Here is a 19,167-nt window from a genome sequence, read left to right as displayed (position 1 = left end):
ATATAAACCACCCAGGCTGTCAACAGGAAAAATCGTCATACGCGCAAGTATGGCGAAACAGCCGGGTCCCTGATAAGGGGGGCTTGTCTGACGCGCTCCTCCCGGCGAGCCTGCCGGGAGGCATGTGGCCAAAAACCCTTGCGGGGCGGCCCTTGGCGCTCGTTCATCGGGTGCGGCGCGAGAAAACAGCGGAGGAATCAATGCGATCAATTTTGAGCATAGGCTTTCTTTTCATGGTCGGCATCCTGGGCGCATGCCCCTCGTTGGCCGCCGAACCGCGGTCCGGCGCGTGGGAGATCGACGGCGAGCATTCGACCGTGGGTTTTCGCATCCGGCATATCGTCGGCCATGTGCCCGGCGTCTTCGCCAGGTTTTCCGGCGAGGTGGATTACGACCCGGCCGCGCCGACGCGTGCGCAGTTCTACATCCTGGTCGACAGCGCCAGCGTCCATACCGGCGTCCCGGCCCGCGACGAACATCTGCGCAGTCCCGACTTCCTGGGCGTGGAGAAGGCCCCGCGCATCATTTTCGCCAGCAAGAGCGTGACCAGGGGGGAAGGAAACATCCTGCACGTGACCGGCGACTTGACCATCAAGGACGTCACGGCGGAAATCCAGGTGCCCGTCAGGATCCTGGGCATCGCCGAACATCCTTTCAAGGACAAGATGCCGGACACCAAGGTGCTGGGGCTGCATGCGGAGTTTTCCATCAACCGGCTCGATTTCCATGTGGGAGAGGCCAAGTGGACTCAGATGGGCATCATGGGCGAGACCATCGACCTGACTATCGACATGGAGTTGCTGCAACGCTAGGCTTGTCCGGCCGGGCGGTTCATCCCGGCCGCGTTTTCCGCACTCCGAGGGCGCATGGACAGTCTTGAGATACATCTCGACCGGGTCGACGTGGACCTGGGCACAGCCCGCATCCTGCACGACCTGACCCTGCATATCGCCGGCCGGGAGCACTTCGCCGTGGTCGGCGACAACGGGGCCGGCAAGACCACGCTCCTGCGCCTGCTGACGGGCGAACTCTGGCCGTCGCAGCGCAGCGGCGGCCGGCGCGTCTACCGGTTCTGCGGCGAGGGCTCGGAGTCGCCCATCGCCGTCCGCCCGCATGTCCGCCTGGTCACGCCGGACATGGCCGACTGGTACCAGCGCCACGACCTGCGCGTGCACATCTGGGAAGTCGTCTGCGCCGGGTTGCGCAACACCCCCTTTCTCTACCATGAGGCTTCGGAGGCCGAGCAGGCGCAGGCCAGGACCCTGGGCTTCGAGATGGGCCTGGGGCCTGTCCTCGACAGGCCCATGCGGGCCGTGTCCACCGGACAGGCCAAGCGCGCCCTGCTGGCGCGGGCCCTCATCGCCGAACCGCTTCTTCTGGCCGTGGACGAGTTGACCCAGGGCCTGGACCGCCAGGGCCAGCTACGCCTGCTGGACGCCCTGAACCGCATTGCGGACACGGGGCGCACTCGCTTGCTGGTCAGCGGGCACGGTCTGCTGCCGGTGCCCGAGGCCGTGCGCGGGCGGATTTTCATCGAGCACGGCCGCCTGGTGGACAGGCCCTCGCGGGTGCGGCCGGGCGTGCTGGACCTGCCTGAGCGGCAGGGCACCGGTGCGCGTCCGGAGACCGTCGTCGAACTGCGCGGGTGTTCCGTTGTCATGGACGGTCGGCCCGCGATCGACAACCTGACCTGGACCGTGCGTTCGGGCCAGTGCTGGGGCGTGCTCGGCCACAACGGCAGCGGCAAGTCCACGCTGCTGCAGCTCGTCACGGGCTACCGCCGGGCCTGGCCCGGGGGCGAGTCCTCGTGGTTCGGCCGAACCGGCCTCATCCGCATGTCCGAAATCCGCGCACGCATCGGTATCCTCGCTCCGTGGCTGGGCGAACGGATGGAGCCCGGCGCCACCTGCCGGGACGTGCTCCTCTCGGGGCTGTGCGACGGCCTGGGCGTGCACCGCGGTCTCGGTCCGGCCCAGATCGCCATGGCCGAGGATTTGGCCGGCGCCTGGGGCATGGAAGACTGGCTGGACCGTCCCCTTTCGTCCCTGTCCTTCGGGCAGGCCCGGCAGGTCATGCTGGCCCGGGCCGTGGTCCACGCGCCCGAGCTGCTGGTCCTCGACGAGCCCTTTTCGGGCCTCGACGCTTCCTGGCAGGCCCGCATGGTCGAACTGCTGTCCGACTGGGCCTCCCGCGGCAGGACTCTCATCCTGGCCACCCATTCCCCGGAATTCATGGACGATCTCCTGACCCACGGTCTTATTCTCGATCAGGGGCGCTGCGCCGCGGCCATGGAGTGGCCGAAGCTCCGCGCGACCGACGCCTTTGCCGCGCTTTTCGGGCAGAGCGGGGAGGGCCGAGGCCGGGCATGAACATCGCCTGTGTCCATGTGGGGCTCAGCTGGTCCCTGTCCGATCTGGGGCATACGGTGCTGGAACTGCGCCCGCCCGCAGGGGTGGTCCATATCGCCCCGCTGATGGGGGATTTCGTCCCCGACCTGTTCATCCAGCAGGAGACCCTCGGTCCCCGCACCCTCATCGCTGACCTGTCCTCCCTCGGCTGCCCCAAGATCTACTGGTCCATCGACACCCATCTGAATAGTTTTTGGCACCAGTATTACGCCCGGCTCTTCGACCTTTTCTGCTCGACCCAGAAGCACTGGCTGCCCTGGTTCGCGCGGCGCGGCGTGACCGGCACCCTCTGGCTGCCCTGGCACGGCGAGAGGCGCCGGCGCGCGCCGTGGGAAGGACGGCGGCCCGGCATGGCCTTCGTGGGACGGCTTACGGCCGAACGGCCGGTGCGTACGTGGTTCGTGGAGTTGCTCCAGGAGCTGGGCGAGGTGCGCGTGCGTCAGGAGCTGGGCTTCGCGGCCATGCTCGACATGTACGACGAAACCCGCCTGGTCCCCAACGAGTCCATTTTCGGCGAAGTGAATTTTCGATTGTTCGAGGCGGCGTCATGCGGGTGCGCGGTCCTCAACCCGGCCATCCCGCGTCTGGAGGATCTGTTCGAACCCGGCGAGGAAGTGGCCGCGTACCGCGACGGCGCCGAGCTCGCGGACTGGGCGGGGCGCCTGCAGGGCGACGACCTGTTGGCCAAGAGCATGGGGCTTCGCGCCTGGGAGCGGGTGCAGCGAGAACACCTCCCGGAACACCGGGCCGCCGCGCTGCTGGGCGCTGCGGCCAGGCTTTCGCGGCGCGCCGCCACCGGACCGTCGGCCGACGTGGCCTGGTGGCTGACCTTGTCCCAGCTTCGGGAGGCCGGGCGCCTGGCGATGGGCGCGGACGCCATGGCGGCGCGGCTGGGGGCCCTGCCCGTGACGGACGAGGTCCTGGCCGCCATGCTGCGGCTGCGCTCCGCGGCCTGTCGGGACGAGTTCATGCGCCTGGCTGTGCCCGTGGCCGAGACCGGGCAGTACGCGGCCTTCCCGGAGGTAAATCTGGCGGGGAGCATGGGCGCGCTCAAGGCCGGCGACCCGGCCCTGGCGCGCCTTTTCTTCCTGCGGCATCGCCGCCACGCCGCGCCCGCGGCTCCGGACCCGGGGCACGCGCCGCTTTCCATTTGCCTTGCCTGGGCCAGGGAGCTACAACGCATCGGGCGGTCATTCCGGCCGGGCTTCGTGTTCGACCCCGGCGCGCATCTGCCCCAATCGGCACTGGAGTGTCTGGTGCTGGCCAGTTCGTTCGCCGCCGACGACCTGCGCGTGTACAGGGAGATCGCCCGGATTCTGGCCTGCGAGAGTGGCTGGGACGGGCTGCGCATCAAGGCCCTTTCGCATCTCTCTCTGCACGACCGCAGGGATTGGCGGCTGGGCCTGGAGTTGGGCCTGGCCGACTGTCGGGCCTTCCGTGTCCGGCAGGGCCTGGAGGAAATCCTGGCGGCCCGCGACGAGGCCCTGCGCCAAGGGCAGGCCGGGCGGTTCGAGCGCTTTCTTGTGGCCCGCGACGAATCCGGACGGATCCGGGCCCTGCTGGCGGACGATTTTTCGGCAATGAACCCACCTTCATGACAAGGCGGATATGCTCGAGACACTGCGCATTCGCAACCTGGCCCTCATCGACGACGTGGAACTGGAGTTCTGCCCAGGCCTGAACGTGCTCACGGGCGAATCCGGCGCAGGCAAGTCCTTCATCCTGCGCGCCCTGGACTTCATCCTCGGCGAGCGCATCTCGGCCGACCTGGTTCGGCCCGGCCGGGAAAAGGCCCTGGTGGAGGCCGTGTTCCGCCTGGACGGCGAGGAGCTCTTCCTGCGCCGCGAGTTGGCCCGCACGGGCCGCAGCCGCCTGTTCATCAACGACGACCTGGGCTCCCAGGACCGTCTGGCCGAGCTCAGGCCGCGCCTTCTCATGCACACCAGCCAGCACGGCCAGCAACGGCTGCTTTCGTCCGAGCATCACGTGGAGGTTCTCGACGCATTCCTGGCAGACCCGCAGGTCCTGGCCTCGCAGCGGGCCGCCCGTGAAGCGCTGCAGGCTGTCCTGGCCCGCAGGACCGAGGTGGAGCGGCGCATGGCCGGGCTCATGGAGCGGCGCGAGTTTCTGGAATTCCAGCTGGCCGAGATCCGCAAGGTGGACCCGCAGCCCGGCGAAGAGGAAGAGCTGTTGCAGCGCCGCGACGACGCGCGGCGCGCCGAGCGGACCCGCACCCTGGCCGGCGAGGCCCAGGGGCTCCTTCTGGGCGAGAACGGGCTGCAGGACATGCTTTCGTCCCTGGAGCGGGCCCTGGCCGGCCTGGGGGAGGACGACGAGGGGCTGCGCGAGCACGCGCGGGAAGTGGGGCGCTTTCGTGACGGACTGGCCGACATGCTGCGCGACCTGCGCGCCTCGGGTTCGTCACGTGGCGAGGATTACGACGCCGAGCAGGTCGAGAAACGCCTGTGGGAGCTGCAGCAGTTGCAGCGCAAACTGAAGCGCTCCCTCGATTCCATCGTGGCCCTGGGCGCCGAAATCGAGGAGAATCTGTCCTTTCTGGACGAGAGCGGGCTCGAACTGAAGCGTCTGGACAAGGAAGAGGCCCAGACCGCCTCGGACCTGCGCGAAGCCACGGCAGCGCTCAATGCCGCCCGCGAAGCCGCGGCCGGGGATCTGACCAGGGATCTCGAAAGCGAGCTGAAGAATCTGGGTTTTTCCGAGCACCTGCGTGTCCTGGTGGAGTTCCGCGCCCAGACGGTTCACCCCGGCATCGACGAGCTGCGGCCCCGCTTCCTGTGGGTGCCCAACCCCGGCCTGGACCCACAGCCCCTGGACCGCATCGCCTCGGGCGGCGAGCTTTCGCGCTTCCTGCTGGCCGTGGTCAGCCTGCGCTCCCGGGAAGGCTTGCCGGCCCTGCTCTTCGACGAGGTCGACTCGGGCATCGGCGGCCGGACGCTCATCAAGGTCGCCGAGCGCATCCGCCTTCTGGCCTCGCGCCAGCAGGTCATCCTCATCACCCATTGGCCCCAGCTGGCCCGTCTGGCCGACGAACATTTTGCCATCCGCAAGGAAGTGCACGACGGCGCGACCTACACGCTCTGCACGAGCCTCACCCCGGCCGAGCGCCAGGCGGAACTCGCCCGCATGGCCGGGGAAACCACGAAAACCGACAACGCATAGGACATACGTCCGGGAACACCATATGATCGACAGCCAGACGCCATGCCGGGATTTGGAGGTCCTCTCCTGCCGGCCCGGCAGCGACCCGAGCCTGGTCAACCTCATTCTCTCCGCGCCGGGCTGGACGTGCCGGCCGGGTCAGTTCGTCATGCTCCGCCCCGCGCAGTGGGGCGCCGAACTCATCTGGCCGCGGCCGTTTTCGGTCTGCGACGTGTCCGAAGACGGCCTGCGCATCCTGTTCCAGACCGTGGGCCGCGGCACGCGCCGGCTGGCCGAGCTCACGCCGGGCCAGAAGGTCACGGTCTGGGGGCCGCTGGGGAGATGGTTCCGCATCGACGAGTCGCGGCCCAACCTGATCCTGGCCGGAGGCGTGGGCATCGCCCCCTTCGTCATGCTCGCCCGCCGCGAGCGGAGGGACAACCTGTCCATGCTCTTCGGCCATCGGCTGGACCTGCAGCACTACCCGTACGACGAGATCGCCGCAGCCATCCAGAGCGAGGCCATGCAGCAGAAGACGCCCGCGGACATCGCGACCTTCGAGACCGTGCTCTCGGACCGCATCAAGGCGCTGGCCGGCAAGGGCCAGGTCCTGGCCTGCGGGCCGGAGCCCATGCTCAAGGTCGTGCGCAAGTACTGCCTGGAGCACGGCACCGACGGCCAGGTGTCCCTGGAGAACCGCATGGCCTGCGGGGTGGGGGCGTGTCTGGGCTGCGTGGCCAAGACGACCCAGGGCGATTACGTACAAAGCTGCGTGCACGGACCGGTTTTCGACGTGCGCGACATCGAGCTGGGGGCATAGCATGGACCAGACCGTCAAACTCGGGTCCCTGACCCTCGCTAATCCGATCATCACCGCTTCGGGCACTTTCGGCTACGGCCTGGAGTTCATGCGTTACGGCGACCTTTCGAAGCTCGGGGGGCTGTGCCTCAAGGGCATCTCCCTGGCCCCGCGGACCGGCAACCCCATGCCGCGCATCGCCGAGACGCCCTGCGGCATGCTCAACGCCATCGGCCTGCAGAACGTGGGCGTGGAGAAGTTCCTGACCGAGAAGCTGCCCTACATCCCGGCCGACGCGACCCTCATCGCCAACCTGTACGCCCAGACCCCGGAGGATTTCGGCGAACTGGCGGCCATCTTTGCGCATGAGGACAAGATCGCGGCCCTGGAGGTCAACATCTCCTGCCCCAACGTGCGCGAGGGCGGGGTGCAGTTCGGCCAGGACCCGCACATGGCCGCAGGGGTCGTTTCAGCCGTGAAGAAGCGCGCGGGCGCCAAGCCCGTCATCGTGAAACTGAGCCCCAACGTGACCGACGTGCGCGTCATCGCCCGGGCGGCCGTGGACGCGGGCGCGGACATGCTGTCGCTGATCAACACCATCTCGGGCATGGCCGTGGATATCCGCACGCGCAAGAGCCGCCTGGCCAACGTGGTCGGCGGCCTGTCGGGCCCGGCCATCAAGCCCGTGGCCCTGCGCATGGTGCATCAGGTCGTGCAGGCCGTGAACGTGCCGGTCATCGGCATGGGCGGCATCGTCAGCGCCGAGGACGTGCTGGAGTTCATCCTGGTCGGCGCCCACGCGGTGCAGGTCGGGACCTACAACTTCATGCGCCCGGACAACGCCTTCCGTCTGGTGGACGAGGTGCAGACCCTGGCCGAGTCCCTGGGGATCGGGTCCTGGGACGAGTACCGCGGGACGCTCAAGGTTTAGTCAGAGGTGCGGACATGGGGGCGGGGAAGGGCATGGATCCCCGCCTTCGCGGGGATGACACGGACGCTGTACGTCTGATCGGCGGTCTTCCATCAGTCGAACTCAGCAACAGCTTGCGTGCGTGCAGGAAGTCATTCCCGCGAAGGCGGGAATCCATGCCTTTCGGAAATTCCATCGCAGCACACGGAGGTAGGATGATCAAGAGATTCTGCGACATCTGCGGGAAGGAGATCATGGGTCTCAAGGACGGGATCTACGAGGAGCGCTACACCCTGGTCATCGAGGACCCGTCCAATCTGACGCGGCTCGGCGGGCAGCTGGGCAAGATGAACCCGGTCATCGAGATGAAGCTGCAGAACTGCAACAACACCGACATCTGCCGCGAATGCCTGGAGAAGATCCTGGTCAAGGAGTTTCACCGCCGGGCCCAGAACACCTAGCGGCGTTCAGGCTTTCTTCAGCACCGCGCCGTAGAAGAATTCCCCCAGCCCTTCGGCCGTGTCGCTCTGGGCCTGTCGCAGCAGACGCAGGCCCGGGTGGTCGCGGACAAACCCGTCGATTCGTCCCTCGTTTTCTTCTGGATTGAGGGTGCAGGTCACGTAGGCCAGGCACCCGCCCGGAGGCAGCAGGTCCGCCGCCGCCCGAAGCATGTCGCCCTGCAGGCCGGCCAGCCCGGCGCAGTCCGCCGGGGTGCGCTTCCACTTGATGTCGGGCCGCCGCGAGATAACGCCCAGGCCCGAGCAGGGCGCGTCGAGAAACACGGTGCGCGGGCCTTGCCGCAAGGGGTGCGGACCCTGCGCAGATGCCCTGAACGCGGGCACGGACATCCCCAGCCGTCTTGATTCCCCTTTGAGCTGGCGCAGCCGGAAGACGTTGACGTCCGAGGCCCAGACCGTCTTGCCCAGTTCCGCCATGAGAAATGTCTTGCCGCCCCGTCCGCAGCAGGCGTCCAGCACGGGGCTCGGCCAATGCTCCGCTCCCAGGGCGTCCATGATCTTCTGGGCGGCCAGGCTCTGCCTGGTGGCGGCGCCTGCGGCCACGGCCTCGTCCAGGAAGTCGGGCCACTGCTTCAGGGCGAAGCCCCACTCCGTCCGGGACTCGGCCAGGGGCGCGAGGTCCTGCCGCAGCCTTTCGCCCTGCGGGTGCAGCCTGTTGACCCGCACCCCCAAGGGCGGGGCCTGCAGGGACGCTTCGAGATACGCCCGGGCCTTGTCCTTGCCGTAGGCCTTGAGCCACATCTCGGCCAGCCAGAGCGGGCAGGAGCACCAGGCCGACAGGAATTTGGCCTGACCGGCCGTCTTGCCCTCGTAATAGTCCGGCAGATGCACGGCGCGGCCCAGGCGGACCAGATTGCGCAGTACGCCGTTGGCCACCTTGCTCAGAGGTTCCCCCAGTCGCTCGCGCACGAGGCTCACGGCCCAGTCCAGGGTGGCGTATTCGGGAATGCGGCTCAGATACAAGAGCTCGTAGGCGGCCACGCCGAGGATGCGCTTCAGGACGGGCGAGGTCTGGTGCGGGTTCTTCAGAAGTTGGGAAAGAATGAAATCGATGCGGCCGCGCAGCCGCAGGTAGCCGTAGGCCAGCTCCGTGGCCAGCCCCTTGTCGGGTCCCGGCGCCACGTCGGCCAGCACGTCGTCCACGGCGGCCTGCAGGTCCTGGTGGTGGTCCATGGTGCGGCGCAGGATGTCCATGGCCAGTCGTCGGGCCAGGGGCGTGCTCATGCCGAGAACTCCTTGATGGCCCATTCGACCTGTTCCAGGGCCACGTCCGTGTCGAGGCACGGGCCGAAAGGCCGGGAGTTCAGGATGCCGTATACCGGCACGGGGTGGGTGTCCTGGATGCCGCTGGCCAGGTCGCGTTCGCAGGCCACGGCGATGATGATCTTGGGGCGGTGCTGGACCACGATGCGCCGTGCGATGGTCCCGCCCGTGGCCACGGCCAGCTTGACGCCGTATTTGTCCCGCAAATCCAAAAGGCCGGCCAGGGCGCACTCGCCGCAGCGTTTGCAGTTGTCGATGTCGTAGGTCAGCCGGAACTTGCAGCGGCTGTTCTGGATGCAGTGCGGCATGAGCAGCAGGATTCTGTCGGCGGGGTAGCGGTGGCCTTCGCCCCGGACCAGTTCGTTGTTGACCTTGATGAACGAGGCCCGCACCGTCTGCTTAGGGATGCCCACCAGCCGGCCCAGCAGGGTCATGAGAGGCAGGAAGAGCTTGACCGTGACGCCGCGCAGCCGCTTGGCGAAAAGCACCGGCCGGCCCAGGAGGATGTTCAGCACCAGGGCCAGTGCGGCCCAGCCGATGGCCAGGATGAGGGCGGCGGTGATGAAGCCCAGAATCCACGGGGCCAGCGGGTGGATGGTGGTCAGACCGACGAAGGGGATGACCCACAGCAGGGCGATGAAAACGCAGAGAAAGACGGACGAGCCGGTGATGAGCCCGATGAAGACGCGCTTGCGGGTCTGGAAGGAGTCGCGGATCTCCCGTTCCAGGGGGCTTCTGAGGGGTTTTCCGCTCCTTGGTTTGGGCATGGCTCCTAGTCGCCCGGGCAGGCCAGGTCGGGTTTGAGCAGGTGTTCGCCGGAGCAGCGGCTCAGGTATCCGCAGTAGAATTCGCGTCCGCCCAGAGGCTTGCTTCCGGCCGGCTTGATGGTCGGCACCGCGTAGAGCCGGTCTGCGCAGGCGATGAGCACGTTGTCGCCGGCCACGCCGTGAACCTCGCCGGGGGTGACCCCATCGGGCAGAGGCTCGCCGATGACGCCGGGGTACACGGTCAGGCGCAGGGTCCTGTCTGGCATGCCGTTCCAATCGAACCAGGATCCGGGCCAGGGGAAGAGGCCGCGGATGCGGTTGTGCACGGTCAGGGCCGGCTGGTTCCAGTCGATGCGTCCCTCCTCCTTGGAGAGCTTGGAGGCGTACGTGGCCCGGGCGTGATCCTGGGGGATGCGCACCAGACGGCCCTGGTGCATCTTCTCCAGGGCCTCCACCAAGAGCCGGCCGCCCATGTCGGCCAGTTCGTCGTGCAGGCTCTGGGCCGTGTCGTCGATGCCGATTGCCCGGCTTCGCTGGAGCAGGATGTCGCCCGTGTCCAGGCCGGCCTCCATCTGCATGATGGTGATTCCGGTGACGTGGCGGCCGTCGATGATGGCCCTGTGGATGGGGGCCGCTCCGCGGTATTCGGGCAGGAGCGACGCGTGGACGTTGATGGCCCCCAGACGCGGGATGTCGAGCACCGACTGGGGCAGGATGAGGCCGTAGGCGGCCACGAGGAGGAGGTCCGGCGCCAGGGCCGCCAGCTGGTCCACGTCGGCTTGGCTCTTGAAGTTCAGGGGCTGGAAGACGGGCAGGCGGTGCTCCATGGCCAGGAGCTTGACGGGCGGGGGCGTGCAGACCTGGCCTCGGCCGCAGGGGCGGTCGGGCTGGGAGTACACGCCGACGACATCGCACCCGCCCCAGTCGAGAAGGTGCCTCAGGGACGCCGCCGCGAAGTCCGGCGTGCCCATGAAGACGACTCTCAGTCTTTCTCTTTCTTTTCTTTCAGCCATTTTTTGAGCTTTCTCTCGTACAGGGTGCGTTTGAGTTTGCTGATCTTGTCGATGAACAGGACGCCGTTCAGATGGTCCACCTCATGCTGCAGGCAGATGGCCATGAGGTCGTCGGCGTCCATCTCCACGGGGTTGCCGTCCAGGTCCGTGGCCGAGAGGTGCAGCCGTTCGGCGCGGGTCACGGTGGTGCGGTAGCCGACCACGGACAGGCAGCCCTCCTCGGATTCCACCTCTCCCTCGAGGTTCGACAGGACCGGGTTGACGAAGACGTGCGGGTCCTCCCGCTTGTCCGGGCCGCTCAGGTCCACGGTGATGAGGCGGATGCTCTCGCCCACCTGTGGAGCGGCCAGCCCGATGCCCTTGTCCGCGTACATGGTCTCGATCATGTCGGCGGCCAGGGTGCGGATTTCGTCGGTGATCTCCGTCACCGGCGCAGCCTTTGCGGCCAGCACCGGATCAGGATATGTACGTACTTTTCTCAGCATATGTCTACTCTTTGGGCTTTTCCCGCAGGCGCAGGCCCAAATCGCGCAGTTGCACGTTCTCCACCGCCGACGGGGCCTCGGTCATGAGGCAGGTGGCCTTCTGGGTCTTGGGGAAGGCGATGACGTCGCGGATGGACTTGGCTCCGGTCAGGAGCATGATCAATCGGTCCAGGCCGAAGGCGATGCCGCCGTGGGGCGGGGCGCCGAAGACCAGGGCGTCCAGCAGGAAGCCGAACTTGGCCCGCGCCTCTTCCTCGCCGATCCCAAGGGCGCTGAACATGTGCTGCTGGGTCTCGGGGTTGTGGATGCGGATGGAGCCGCCGCCGACCTCGGTGCCGTTCAGCACCAGGTCATAGGCCCGGGCCACGGCCGCGGCCGGGTCGGAGGCCAGGGCGTCCATGTCCTTGGGCGCGGTGAAGGGGTGGTGCATGGCCACCCAGCGCTTGGCCTCGGGGTCCCACTCCAGGAGCGGGAAGTCCGTGACCCACAGGGGGGCGAACTCGCCTTCGGGGATGAGGCCGAAGCGTTCGCCGAGCCTCAGGCGCAGGTTGCCCAGCGCGCTGTTGACCATCTCGGGCGCGCCGGCCTGGAAGAAGACGATGTCGCCAACCTTGAGGTTCAGGGCCTCAGTCAGACCGGCGCGTTCGGCGTCGCTCAGGAACTTGGCGATGGGGGACTGCCAGCCGTCTTCCTTGATCTTGATCCAGGCCAGGCCCTGGGCGCCGTATATTTTGACGAATTCGGTGTAGTCGTCGATCTCCTTGCGCGACAGTTCCGCGCCGCCGGGCACGGGCAGGGCCTTGACCAGGGCGGCCGCGGCGAAGAGCTTGAAGTCGGAGCCGCGCACGATGTCGGTCACGTCGGAAAGCTTGAGGTCGAAGCGCACGTCGGGCTTGTCCACGCCGTACTCGGCCATGGCCCGGGCATAGGTCATGCGCGGCAGGGGCAGGGCGATCTCGCGGCCCAGGGCCTCGCGCATGACGCGGGCCATCATGCCCTCGGCCATCTCCATGACCTGCTCCTCGTCGACAAACGACATCTCGATGTCGATCTGGGTGAACTCGGGCTGGCGGTCGGCGCGCAGGTCCTCGTCGCGGAAGCACTTGACGATCTGGTAGTAGCGGTCCAGGCCGCCGCACATCAGCAGCTGCTTGAAGAGCTGGGGCGACTGCGGCAGGGCGTAGAACTGGCCCTGGTTGACGCGGCTGGGGACCAGGAAGTCGCGGGCGCCCTCGGGCGTGGACTTGGTCAGTACGGGCGTCTCGATCTCCAGGAAGCCCAGTTCGTCCAGGTAGCGGCGCACGCTCTGGGACACGCGGCTGCGGAGGATCAGGTTGTCGGCCATGGCCTTACGGCGCAGGTCCAGGAAGCGGTACTTGAGGCGCAGGTTCTCGGACACGTCCACCCGGTCCTCGATGGGGAAGGGCGGGGTCTTGGCCGTGTTCAGGAGCTTGAACTCCGTCACGTAGACCTCGATGGCGCCCGTGGCCAGCTTGGTGTTGACCATGTCCGCCGGCCGGGCGCGGACCACGCCCTTGATGGCCAGCACGAACTCCGTGCGCAGCACGTGGGCCCGCTCGTGGGCCTCGGGGGCGACCTCGGGCGAGAACACGACCTGGGTCAGGCCGTGGCGGTCGCGCAGGTCGATGAAGATGAGGCCGCCGTGGTCGCGGCGGTACTGCACCCAGCCCATGAGGCAGACTTCCCGGCCGAGGGCTTCCGTTCCCAGGGCCGCGCAGTTGTGGGATCTGCGCCAGCCGTTCAGGCTGTCCATGCCGCGTTCCGTGTTCCGTTCATCCATTATATGTTCCTCGCTTGGGTACCATAAGCTGCAAATTCGGGGTGTAAAGGGCTAGCAGGCCGTTGAAAAACGGCGATCTGCTGCGTCAGCAAAAAAAGCCAGACCGCTTATGTATGCGCAATACACTGCGCGCCCTGGCTTTTTTTGCTTCCTTGCATCTCACCATTTTTGAACGGCCTGCGCATTTCGAGTTTTAAGCAGTCAGCCTAGGGCTTGCGCAGCCCAAGGGCCTGTTCAAGGTCGTCCTGTCCGATGGTCTTCTGCACGCCCGTGGCCATGTCCTTGACCACGATCTGTCCCTTGTCCATCTCGTCCTGGCCCAGGATCAGGCAGGTCTTGACGCCGAGCTTGTTGGCCTGGCGCATCTGGGCCTTGATGCTCCTGGCCTCGAAGGACACCTCGCCGGCGAAGCCCCGCTCGCGCAGGCGCTGGGCCAGGAGCAGGGCGGTGTTCAGGGCGCGGGAATCCAGCACGGCCAGGTAGAAGTCCGGGGCCGGGGTCTGGGCCTCTCCGTAGAGCAGGGCCAGGCGCTCCATGCCGCAGGCGAAGCCGATGCCCGGCAGGTCCGGGCCGCCGAGCTGCTTGATGAGGCCGTCGTAGCGGCCGCCGCCGGCCACGGCGCTCTGGGAGCCGATCTCGCCCGAGACGACCTCGAAGGTCGTGCGCTGGTAGTAGTCCAGGCCGCGCACCAGCCGGTCGTTCAGGCGGTAGGGGAGCTTCGCGCTGTCCAGGATCTCGCGGACCTGGGCGAAATGCTCGGCGCAGCCCGGGCAGAGGGAGTCGGCGATGCTCGGCGCGCCGGCGACCAGTTCCTTGCAGGCCGGGACCTTGCAGTCCAGCACGCGCAGGGGGTTGGTTTCGGAGCGGCGGCGGCAGTCCTCGCACAGGGCCGACTGGTCCACGCCGGCCAGGAAGTCGCGCAGGCGCTGGTGGAAGACCGGGCGGCACTCGGGGCAGCCCAGGGAGTTGAGCTCCAGGGCCAGGTTCTTCAGGCCCAGCTTGGTCAGGAAGGTCCAGAGCATGAGGACGACCTCGGCGTCGGCCTGGGGCGCGTCGGTGCCGAGCACCTCGACGTCGAGCTGGTGGAACTGGCGCAGCCGGCCCTTCTGGGGGCGCTCGTAGCGGAACATGGGGCCGCAGGCGAAGAGCTTGGTGGACCCTTCGGACGCGTACATGCCGGATTCGATGAAGGCGCGCAGCACCCCGGCCGTGGCTTCGGGGCGCATGGTCAGGGAGCGGCCCTTGCGGTCGGCGAAGGTGTACATCTCCTTCTGCACCACGTCGGTCTCCTCGCCGATGGAGCGGGCGAAAAGCTCGGTCTTCTCCAGGATGGGCACGCGAACTTCCTGGCAGCCGTAGGTGGCGAAGACCTCGCGGGCCAGGTTCTCCATGTGCGTGTGGACGGCGCTCTCCGGGCTGAAGAGGTCAGAAAAGCCTTTAATTTTCTGAATTTTAGACATAGAAATATATGTGTCCTTGGCGAATTTGGGATGGAGGAGCGCGCCGCTTTCCCGGAAACGGCCGGCAATGAACAAGGCGGGCGCGACGCTGCGAAACAGCACTGGTTAGTTTATGAACGATCGATTGTCAAAGACGGAGGAGCGATGTTCAAGGCCGTATCTGTGGTGGGGTTCAAGAAAACGGGCAAAACAAGTCTTGTCCTCGAACTCGCCCGGGAGTTGACCGCGCGGGGGCGCAGGGTCGCCGCCGTGAAGTTCACGCATCACGGATTGGATCTGGACGGGACCGATACGGCCAGGTTCGCGCAGGAATGCGTCAGCGTAGCGGGCATCGGGCCGAAAACAACGACGCTGCTCTGGAACAGCGCCCGGCAGCTGCAGGACATCTTTCCGCTGCTGGGAGCCGATATCGTGCTGGTCGAGGGCGGCAAGTCCCTGACCTGGCTGCCCCGGTTCGTGACCCTGGGCGCGGACGAGGACGAGTCCGGCCTGGGACAGGGCCTGGCCCTGGCCACTTGGGGCTCCGGCTCCCTGCCCGGCGTGCCGCGTGCCTCGTCCGTCGCCGAACTGGCCACCCTGGCCGAAAGCCGCGCCTTCACCCTGCCCGGCCTCGACTGCGGGGCCTGCGGCCGCGACTCCTGCCTCGAACTGGCCCGCGAGATCGTGGCCGGCACGGCCGCGCCCATGGCCTGCGAGGCCATGAACGCCAAGCTCGTGGTGCGGGTAGGGGGGCAGCGTCTGGCCCTCAATCCCTTCGTGGACCGGCTCGTGACGAACACCATCCGCGGGCTGCTGACGGAGCTCAAGGGGAACGTGCCGGGACAGCGAGTGGAGATCGTCCTGGAGTAGACGCGTCCGATTGGGTTCGGGGAAACGTTCCGGCGTGGCTCCCGGAAGGCGCTTTGCCATGTTCTGGCCTATTGACTCGGAACCCGCGGTCCGCAAAGATGCTCCGATATTCCCGGAGGACGCGCCAGGCTTGTGGCCCTCCGGAAACGCAACCCGGAAAACGGCCGGCAGCCCCGGGGCGATGCCGGCATCAGGGATGACCATGCAGGTACGCATCAAATGTTTCGCCACCTTGAGTGACCACACCCCCGAAGGCGGGGTCCTTACCCTGCCCGCCGGCGGCACCGTGGAGAACGCGCTGACGGGCATCGGGCTTGCCCCGGCCGATGTGAAGCTGGTCTTCGTGAACAGCAAGCATGCCGAAATGGACGCGCCCCTGGCCGACGGCGATCAGTTGGGCATCTTCCCGGCGGTGGGCGGGGGATGAGTTCTTCCTTTGAGCTGGACTTGGAACGGTTGAGCGGGCGCGACGAGCAGCGCAAGGTGCGCACGGTTTCCTTGTCCGAGCTGGAATCTCTGTGCGCCAGGGAAGGACTGTCCCTGCGCGAGGGAGCTTTGCGCTGCGTTGCGCACGGAGTCGAGCCCCTGCCCCTGCTCAAATGCCTGCACGGCGTGGAGCCGCAGGGGCAGGCGCGCCTTCTGGGTGCCTCGGTTCTGCTCGTTGGCGCCGGCGGGCTCGGCGGCTACGTGCTCGAACTCCTGGCTCGTTTCGGCGTGGGGCGCATCGACGTGGCCGACGGCGACGTGTTCGAGGAATCGAATCTCAACCGGCAACTGCTCTCGTCCGTGGACGATCTGGGCCGCAACAAGGCGCGCGTGGGCGCCGAGCGGGCCGCGCGCATCGCGCCGCTGGTCGAGGTGCGCCCATTGGAATTTTTTCTGGATCGGACCAACCTGCCTCAGGTCCTGCAGGGTGTGGACGTGGTGGTGGATGCCCTGGGCGGCATCGCCCCGCGCATGGCACTGCACGACGCGGCTCTGGAGCGCGGCATCCCGGTGGTGGCCGGGGCCGTGGCCGGCTGGACCGCGGTGGTGGGCAGCGAAACGGCCGAAAAGCGCGGCATCTCGCTCATGTGGGGCGATGCGGCGGCCGCCGACGCCGAGCACGCCCTGGGCAGCCTGGCCCCGGCCGTGTCCCTGGCGGCGGCGCTCATGGCCGCCGAGGCGTCGCGCTATCTGCTGCACGGCGAACTGGCCCTGGCCGGGCGCATGCTGCACGCGGATCTCACCTCCTTCTCTTTTGAAATGTATGATCTTGAATAAGTTACGGGACAATGCAATGAACACGATCGTTCTGGCCACGGGCAACGCGGGCAAGATCCGCGAGCTGTCGGCCATGCTGAAGGAACTGCAGCCGGACATGACGGTGCTGGGCCTCAAAGATTTTCCGGACATCGGGGACATCCCCGAGACGGGCGAGACCTTCGAGGACAACGCCCGCATCAAGGCCCTGGCCGTGGCCCGGGCCACGGGGCTGGTGGCCGTGGCCGACGACTCGGGCCTGGCCGTGGATGCCCTGAACGGGGCCCCCGGCGTCTACTCGGCGCGGTACAGCGGCGAGGACGCCACGGATGAAAAGAACGTGGCCAAACTGCTGGTTGCCCTGAAGGATGTGCCGGACCCGTGGCGCGGCTGCCACTTCGCCTGCGTCATGCTGGCCGCGACGCCCGAAGGGCAGGAGCTGGTCGGCCGAGGGGAATGGCAGGGACGGGTGACGCATGCCCCGGCCGGCGACAAGGGGTTCGGCTACGACCCGGTGTTTTTCGACGAGGAACTGGGCCTGACGGCCGCGCAGATGGACGCGCCGGTCAAGAACGCCCGCAGCCACAGAGGACTGGCCCTGCGAGACCTGCTCGGGGGCTGGCCGGAATTCTGGAAACGGGCGCAAGCCGAGATGGAGAAGAAATAGCATGTGCGGAATCATCGGGTACACGGGGCATCGTCCGGCCATCCCGGCCATCGTCGAGGGCCTTCGCCGTCTTGAATACCGCGGGTACGACTCGGCCGGCGTGGCCTACGAGGAACCGCAGGGCCTGCACGTCATCCGCGCCGAGGGCAAGCTCGGCGCCCTGGACAGCAAGATCGCGGGCCTGGACACGGCCTCCTCGGTCTGCGGCATCGGCCACACCCGTTGGGCCACCCACGGCCTGCCCGTGGAGCGCAACGCCCATCCGCACATGGACGGCGACAGGCGCTTCGCCCTGGTCCACAACGGCATCATCGAGAATTACGCCGAGCTCAAGGCCGAACTCATGGCCGAAGGCCACGTCTTTCATTCCGAGACGGACACCGAGGTGCTGGTCCACGTCATCGCCAAGGGCGTGCGGCTGACCGGAGACGTGCGCCAAGGCATTTCCTGGGCGCTTTCGCAGGTCGACGGGGCCTACGCCTTCGCCCTGCTGTCGCGCGAGCACCCTGGAAAGATCTGGGCCAGCCGCAAGGCCAGCCCCCTGCTCATGGGCATCGGCACGGGCGAGAATTTCCTGGCCTCGGACATCCCGGCCTTCCTGCCTTACACCCGCGAGGTGGTCTTTCTGGACAACGGCGAGCTGGTCGAGATCGACGCCGGCTCGTGGCAGGTCTTCGACGCCGTGACGCTTGCGCCCAAGGCCAAGGAGGTCAAGCACATCTCCTGGGACGTGCAGGCCGCCCAGAAGGACGGGTACAAGCATTTCATGCTCAAGGAGATCTTCGAGCAGCCCAAGGTCATCCGTGACTGCTTGGCCGGCCGCATCCAGAAGGGCCGGGTGGTCCTGCCGGAGCTCGACGCCCTGGAGGTCCCGGGCCGCCTGACCATAGTGGCCTGCGGCACGTCCTACCATGCGGGCCTGTGGGCCAAGTACCTCCTCGAATCCTGGGCGCGCATCCCCGTGCAGGTGGAGATCGCTTCGGAGTTCCGCTACCGCGACAGCGTCTTCCTGCCCGGCGACCTGGTTCTGACCATCAGCCAGTCGGGCGAGACGGCCGACACCCTGGCCGCCATCCGCATCGCCCGCGAGGCGGGGGTGCCGATCCTGGGCCTGTGCAACGTAGTCGGGTCGTCCATCGCCCGCGAGTCCGACCAGGTGGTCTACACCCAGGCCGGGCCCGAGATCAGCGTGGCCTCGACCAAGGCCATGTGCAGCCAGATGGTCCTGCTGCTGCTCATGACCCTGTCCTGGGGCGTGCGGAAAGGCTCTCTCCCCGAGGGCGTCCTGGAGCGCTGCCTGACAGACCTGCCGCAGCTGCCGGAGCGGCTCGGCATGGAACTGCCGGCCATCCGCGAAAAGGCCAGGAGCCTGAGCCAGGAATATTCCGACGCGAGGAGCTTCTTCTTCCTCGGCCGCGGCCAGAATTTTCCCATGGCCCTGGAGGGTGCCCTCAAGCTCAAGGAAATCTCCTACATCCACGCCGAAGGCTACGCCGCCGGCGAGATGAAGCACGGGCCCATCGCCCTCATCGACCCGCACTTCCCAACCTTCGCCATGGCCCTGGGCGACGAGCTGCTGCAGAAGGTGGCCTCGAACCTGCAGGAAGTGCAAGCCCGGGGCGGGCGCATCATCGCCCTGGTCAACCCGGGCGCTGCCCCGGCCGTCGAAGACCCCTGGGTGTTGCCCGAGGTCTGGGGGCCGCTCAAGAGTTTCCTGGTGCTGCCGGCAGTGCAGCTTTTCGCCTATGAAATGGCCGTGTACCTGGGCAAGGATGTGGATCAGCCCCGGAACCTGGCCAAAAGCGTGACAGTGGAGTAGTGATTTT

18 protein-coding genes are annotated in these 19,167 nt (G+C 67.3%); 12 read left to right on the top strand and 6 right to left on the bottom strand.

Features of this window, described 5'->3' with window-relative positions; translation table 11 throughout:
• Positions 1–200: 200 nt before the first annotated feature.
• From ACZ5AC_RS14310 to ACZ5AC_RS14280, 7 genes are all read left to right on the top strand, one after another.
• Positions 201–812 (top strand): YceI family protein, encoded by a 612-nt coding sequence (locus ACZ5AC_RS14310; RefSeq protein WP_464248252.1) that lies wholly within the window; start codon positions 201–203, stop codon positions 810–812.
• Positions 813–866: 54 nt separating this feature from the next.
• Positions 867–2,369 carry an ATP-binding cassette domain-containing protein gene (locus ACZ5AC_RS14305; protein ID WP_464248251.1) on the top strand — a complete coding sequence of 501 codons (1,503 nt, stop codon included), beginning with the start codon at positions 867–869 and terminating at the stop codon, positions 2,367–2,369.
• Complete coding sequence (locus ACZ5AC_RS14300; protein WP_464248250.1) at positions 2,366–4,006, top strand: glycosyltransferase family protein; 1,641 nt, start codon at positions 2,366–2,368, stop codon at positions 4,004–4,006. The genes ACZ5AC_RS14305 and ACZ5AC_RS14300 overlap by 4 nt, the downstream gene beginning before the upstream one ends.
• A gap of 10 nt (positions 4,007–4,016) precedes the next feature.
• Positions 4,017–5,588, top strand: a complete 1,572-nt coding sequence (locus ACZ5AC_RS14295; RefSeq protein ID WP_464248249.1) for a DNA repair protein RecN — start codon at positions 4,017–4,019, stop codon at positions 5,586–5,588.
• A gap of 22 nt (positions 5,589–5,610) precedes the next feature.
• Positions 5,611–6,387: a dihydroorotate dehydrogenase electron transfer subunit gene (locus tag ACZ5AC_RS14290; RefSeq protein ID WP_464248248.1), complete on the top strand. Its 777-nt coding sequence runs from the start codon at positions 5,611–5,613 to the stop codon at positions 6,385–6,387.
• A gap of 1 nt (position 6,388) precedes the next feature.
• Positions 6,389–7,297, top strand: a complete 909-nt coding sequence (locus tag ACZ5AC_RS14285; RefSeq protein ID WP_464248247.1) for a dihydroorotate dehydrogenase — start codon at positions 6,389–6,391, stop codon at positions 7,295–7,297.
• A 194-nt stretch (positions 7,298–7,491) separates the two neighbouring features.
• Positions 7,492–7,737 carry a hypothetical protein gene (locus ACZ5AC_RS14280; protein ID WP_464248246.1) on the top strand — a complete coding sequence of 82 codons (246 nt, stop codon included), beginning with the start codon at positions 7,492–7,494 and terminating at the stop codon, positions 7,735–7,737.
• Positions 7,738–7,743: 6 nt separating this feature from the next.
• Here ACZ5AC_RS14280 and ACZ5AC_RS14275 read toward each other — a convergent pair whose 3' ends face one another.
• From ACZ5AC_RS14275 to hisS, 6 genes are all read right to left on the bottom strand, one after another.
• Entirely contained in the window at positions 7,744–9,018 is a 1,275-nt protein-coding gene (locus ACZ5AC_RS14275) for an RsmB/NOP family class I SAM-dependent RNA methyltransferase (protein WP_464248245.1), read from the bottom strand.
• Positions 9,015–9,824 carry a DUF116 domain-containing protein gene (locus ACZ5AC_RS14270; protein WP_464248244.1) on the bottom strand — a complete coding sequence of 270 codons (810 nt, stop codon included), beginning with the start codon at positions 9,822–9,824 and terminating at the stop codon, positions 9,015–9,017. Before ACZ5AC_RS14270 ends, ACZ5AC_RS14275 begins: the two co-directional genes overlap by 4 nt.
• A gap of 5 nt (positions 9,825–9,829) precedes the next feature.
• Positions 9,830–10,837: a methionyl-tRNA formyltransferase gene (gene fmt / locus ACZ5AC_RS14265; RefSeq protein WP_464248243.1), complete on the bottom strand. Its 1,008-nt coding sequence runs from the start codon at positions 10,835–10,837 to the stop codon at positions 9,830–9,832.
• Positions 10,807–11,322: a peptide deformylase gene (gene def, locus ACZ5AC_RS14260; RefSeq protein ID WP_464248242.1), complete on the bottom strand. Its 516-nt coding sequence runs from the start codon at positions 11,320–11,322 to the stop codon at positions 10,807–10,809. Before def ends, fmt begins: the two co-directional genes overlap by 31 nt.
• Before the next feature lie 4 nt (positions 11,323–11,326).
• Positions 11,327–13,123 (bottom strand): aspartate--tRNA ligase, encoded by a 1,797-nt coding sequence (gene aspS / locus ACZ5AC_RS14255; RefSeq protein WP_464248241.1) that lies wholly within the window; start codon positions 13,121–13,123, stop codon positions 11,327–11,329.
• Positions 13,124–13,329: 206 nt separating this feature from the next.
• Entirely contained in the window at positions 13,330–14,583 is a 1,254-nt protein-coding gene (gene hisS, locus ACZ5AC_RS14250; protein ID WP_464248240.1) for a histidine--tRNA ligase, read from the bottom strand.
• Between the two features lie 144 nt (positions 14,584–14,727).
• Between hisS and ACZ5AC_RS14245 the strand changes: the two genes are divergently transcribed.
• From ACZ5AC_RS14245 to glmS, 5 genes are all read left to right on the top strand, one after another.
• Positions 14,728–15,432, top strand: a complete 705-nt coding sequence (locus ACZ5AC_RS14245) for a molybdopterin-guanine dinucleotide biosynthesis protein MobB (RefSeq protein WP_464248239.1) — start codon at positions 14,728–14,730, stop codon at positions 15,430–15,432.
• A gap of 202 nt (positions 15,433–15,634) precedes the next feature.
• Positions 15,635–15,859 carry a MoaD/ThiS family protein gene (locus ACZ5AC_RS14240; RefSeq protein ID WP_464248238.1) on the top strand — a complete coding sequence of 75 codons (225 nt, stop codon included), beginning with the start codon at positions 15,635–15,637 and terminating at the stop codon, positions 15,857–15,859.
• Complete coding sequence (locus ACZ5AC_RS14235; RefSeq protein ID WP_464248237.1) at positions 15,856–16,695, top strand: HesA/MoeB/ThiF family protein; 840 nt, start codon at positions 15,856–15,858, stop codon at positions 16,693–16,695. The genes ACZ5AC_RS14240 and ACZ5AC_RS14235 overlap by 4 nt, the downstream gene beginning before the upstream one ends.
• A gap of 16 nt (positions 16,696–16,711) precedes the next feature.
• Positions 16,712–17,341: an RdgB/HAM1 family non-canonical purine NTP pyrophosphatase gene (gene rdgB, locus ACZ5AC_RS14230; protein WP_464248236.1), complete on the top strand. Its 630-nt coding sequence runs from the start codon at positions 16,712–16,714 to the stop codon at positions 17,339–17,341.
• Position 17,342: 1 nt separating this feature from the next.
• Positions 17,343–19,160: a glutamine--fructose-6-phosphate transaminase (isomerizing) gene (gene glmS / locus ACZ5AC_RS14225; RefSeq protein WP_464248235.1), complete on the top strand. Its 1,818-nt coding sequence runs from the start codon at positions 17,343–17,345 to the stop codon at positions 19,158–19,160.
• The last annotated feature ends 7 nt before the right edge of the window (positions 19,161–19,167 follow it).

The sequence above is a fragment of the Desulfomicrobium aestuarii genome (assembly GCF_055385525.1).
This window is presented reverse-complemented; position numbering and strand designations above follow the sequence as displayed.

Excerpts from the sequence above, each read along its gene's own strand:
- ACZ5AC_RS14280 (WP_464248246.1), top strand. The coding sequence starts at position 7,492 with ATGATCAAGAGATTCTGCGACATCTGCGGGAAGGAGATCATGGGTCTC.
- ACZ5AC_RS14310 (WP_464248252.1), top strand. The coding sequence starts at position 201 with ATGCGATCAATTTTGAGCATAGGCTTTCTTTTCATGGTCGGCATCCTG.
- hisS (WP_464248240.1), bottom strand. The coding sequence starts at position 14,583 with ATGTCTAAAATTCAGAAAATTAAAGGCTTTTCTGACCTCTTCAGCCCG.
- ACZ5AC_RS14275 (WP_464248245.1), bottom strand. The coding sequence starts at position 9,018 with ATGAGCACGCCCCTGGCCCGACGACTGGCCATGGACATCCTGCGCCGC.
- ACZ5AC_RS14270 (WP_464248244.1), bottom strand. The coding sequence starts at position 9,824 with ATGCCCAAACCAAGGAGCGGAAAACCCCTCAGAAGCCCCCTGGAACGG.
- ACZ5AC_RS14245 (WP_464248239.1), top strand. The coding sequence starts at position 14,728 with ATGTTCAAGGCCGTATCTGTGGTGGGGTTCAAGAAAACGGGCAAAACA.
- aspS (WP_464248241.1), bottom strand. The coding sequence starts at position 13,123 with ATGGATGAACGGAACACGGAACGCGGCATGGACAGCCTGAACGGCTGG.
- rdgB (WP_464248236.1), top strand. The coding sequence starts at position 16,712 with ATGAACACGATCGTTCTGGCCACGGGCAACGCGGGCAAGATCCGCGAG.
- ACZ5AC_RS14285 (WP_464248247.1), top strand. The coding sequence starts at position 6,389 with ATGGACCAGACCGTCAAACTCGGGTCCCTGACCCTCGCTAATCCGATC.
- glmS (WP_464248235.1), top strand. The coding sequence starts at position 17,343 with ATGTGCGGAATCATCGGGTACACGGGGCATCGTCCGGCCATCCCGGCC.
- ACZ5AC_RS14300 (WP_464248250.1), top strand. The coding sequence starts at position 2,366 with ATGAACATCGCCTGTGTCCATGTGGGGCTCAGCTGGTCCCTGTCCGAT.
- ACZ5AC_RS14240 (WP_464248238.1), top strand. The coding sequence starts at position 15,635 with ATGCAGGTACGCATCAAATGTTTCGCCACCTTGAGTGACCACACCCCC.
- def (WP_464248242.1), bottom strand. The coding sequence starts at position 11,322 with ATGCTGAGAAAAGTACGTACATATCCTGATCCGGTGCTGGCCGCAAAG.
- ACZ5AC_RS14235 (WP_464248237.1), top strand. The coding sequence starts at position 15,856 with ATGAGTTCTTCCTTTGAGCTGGACTTGGAACGGTTGAGCGGGCGCGAC.
- ACZ5AC_RS14295 (WP_464248249.1), top strand. The coding sequence starts at position 4,017 with ATGCTCGAGACACTGCGCATTCGCAACCTGGCCCTCATCGACGACGTG.
- fmt (WP_464248243.1), bottom strand. The coding sequence starts at position 10,837 with ATGGCTGAAAGAAAAGAAAGAGAAAGACTGAGAGTCGTCTTCATGGGC.
- ACZ5AC_RS14305 (WP_464248251.1), top strand. The coding sequence starts at position 867 with ATGGACAGTCTTGAGATACATCTCGACCGGGTCGACGTGGACCTGGGC.
- ACZ5AC_RS14290 (WP_464248248.1), top strand. The coding sequence starts at position 5,611 with ATGATCGACAGCCAGACGCCATGCCGGGATTTGGAGGTCCTCTCCTGC.